1 protein-coding gene and 1 pseudogene are annotated in these 2,259 nt (G+C 43.2%); one reads left to right on the forward strand and one right to left on the reverse strand.

Features of this window, described 5'->3' with window-relative positions:
* Positions 1-970, forward strand: a pseudogene (locus FC75_RS08505) (BREX-1 system adenine-specific DNA-methyltransferase PglX); the annotation flags it as partial.
* Between the two features lie 61 nt (positions 971-1,031).
* Here the strand turns inward: FC75_RS08505 and FC75_RS08510 are convergent.
* Positions 1,032-2,111: a tyrosine-type recombinase/integrase gene (locus FC75_RS08510; RefSeq protein ID WP_056989643.1), complete on the reverse strand. Its 1,080-nt coding sequence runs from the start codon at positions 2,109-2,111 to the stop codon at positions 1,032-1,034.
* Positions 2,112-2,259: the final 148 nt, after the last annotated feature.

The following is a 2,259-nucleotide window of genomic DNA, read 5'->3' on the forward strand; positions in this document are numbered from 1 at the left end:
CGAGAATTCTTGGAACTTTAAATCTAATGAATTTATGGATCATATCGCTGAGCATCACCGAAATTGGACGGTCGAGGAAGCGTACAAGACTTGGGAGAAGGAGGCTGCCAATCGTTTTGATCAACTGAAGTCGAATGAAGAAGAGCTTAATCGCATCTTTATTGATTTGTATGGGCTTCAGGGCGAGCTTAGTCCCGAGGTTAAAGATGAAGATGTGTCAGTCCGACATGCTGATCCTGAACGGGATATTCGAGCCTTCTTGTCCTACTTTGTTGGTGTAACGTTTGGACGCTACTCCATCGATGTTCCTGGTTTAGCCTTTGCTGGTGGTGATTGGGATGCAAGTAAATATAAGACGTATCAGCCAAATAGCGATAACGTCATTTTGCTAACGGATGATGATTACTTTGGAGACAATCGGGACATTATCCACCGCCTGAAGGAGTTTTTGACAGTAACCTTTGGAGGTGAACAGCTGTCAGAGAACTTGAGTTACATCGCGGCTCAGCTTAAAAAAAAGGGTAATACACCTGAGGAACAGATCCGCAATTACTTCATCGAGGACTTCTTCAAAAAAGACCATCTATCAACCTACCAGAAACGTCCGATCTATTGGGAATTGAACTCAGGCAAAAAAGCTGGTTTCAGGGCACTGATGTACTTACATCGCTACGATGAAAACACCATCGCTATGATTCGAACCTCATATCTGCATCCGCTTCAGGAGGCCTATAATCAGAAGCAAGATTCACTTCAGCAAATGAGAAATCAAGAAAATGGTTCACGAGAACAGGCGCTCCTGCAGCGACGTCTCGATAAGCTAGACAAACAGATTGCTGAACTGACGAAGTATGATGTCTTGCTTCAGCATGTTGCTAATCTTCACATTTCCTTGGATTTGGATGATGGGGTGGTTGCCAACTATCCGAAAGCCCAAGCGGGTGAGAAGTTGTTTACGCCATTAAAATAGAAACGAAAAGGGTCACGATTTGAAGGTCGTGACCCTGCTTTGTGCCGAGAGAAGTGCCAAATTATAGAGTGCTCAAAATGCTGATAATTTTATCATTGTCTTGGGCTTCCAGCTCTTTGATGATATGAAGGTACGTTGACTGTGTGGTAGAAATGTTGCTGTGTCCCAGTCGTTTTGAGACCGACAGCACACTGACGCCCTGATACAGCAGCACAGAGGCATGTGTGTGTCGCAGCCCGTGGAATGTGATTCTGGGGATATTTATGCTGTTTAACTTGTCAGTCAACACTTTGTTTATTTGTGCTGATACCGGCGCGATTCCGTCTGTGAGAAATAGTGGCGTGCTTCGTCCAATATTATTCGTTTCGATATGTTCCTTGACCAACTGGATAGTTCGCACATCAATCCGTATGGTTCGAATAGACGCCTGGTTCTTAGTCTTTTTAAATCCAGTCCGATATTTGTAGTCCCAAGTTTTGTTGATTCGTAGTGACTGGCTGATTGGATCAAAATCCTTTGGGGTGATTCCAAGAATTTCGGCATAACGCATACCTGTTACTGCTGCAATATAGATAATTAAATCTAATTTATTGGTTGGATCGAGACAGTGAATTAACTTTTGCCAGTCCTCATAATCGAGTGCTTTTCTTTTGGCGCGCACTGGTCGACCAGTGATCACAATTTTGCGGGTTGGATCAGACGTGATCACGTGGTCATCGAGTGCGTCTAGCAAGGCAGCTCTGATTTGCTTATGGAATGTAGCTACCGTACGGACTGCGTGTGTTTGCGCAAAAAAGTTGATACGATCCTGGTAGACTGAACGGCTGATGTCTTTGAGCTTAATGTGACCGAAGATCTGCTTGATATGCTGTAGGGTGTTAGTGTATTTATTCAGCGTAATATCACTCACTGAGCCTTGTTTATAGAGTTTGAGCCAGCGTTCGAAGTAATCATCCAAAGATAATTCTGCGTTTCGATATTGTCGAACATCGACAAAATCAGTTCGAACTTTGCTGGCTGCCATTTCTGCATCGCTCTTCAGATGGAATCCAGAACGCCGAAGTTTTTTATATTTTCCATTGATGTCTTTGTATGAGATTTCATATTGCCACACTTCTCCACGTTTTCGATAACTGACCATAGTTTCCACTCTCCATTCATATTTTTCAAAAAGTTGGCGCATATTTGGCACTTAGGGTCCATAATGCCCGACTTTTTGGGGATGTGAGAGTGGATGCTCAGCGATATGATCCATAAATTCATTAGATTTAAAGTTCCAAGAATTCTCG

The organism is Lacticaseibacillus camelliae DSM 22697 = JCM 13995, assembly GCF_001436615.1.
Taxonomy (GTDB): Bacteria; Bacillota; Bacilli; order Lactobacillales; family Lactobacillaceae; genus Lacticaseibacillus; species Lacticaseibacillus camelliae.

Bases quoted from the DNA above. Each gene is read 5' to 3' on its own strand.
- FC75_RS08510 (WP_056989643.1), bottom strand. From the start codon at position 2,111: ATGGTCAGTTATCGAAAACGTGGAGAAGTGTGGCAATATGAAATCTCA.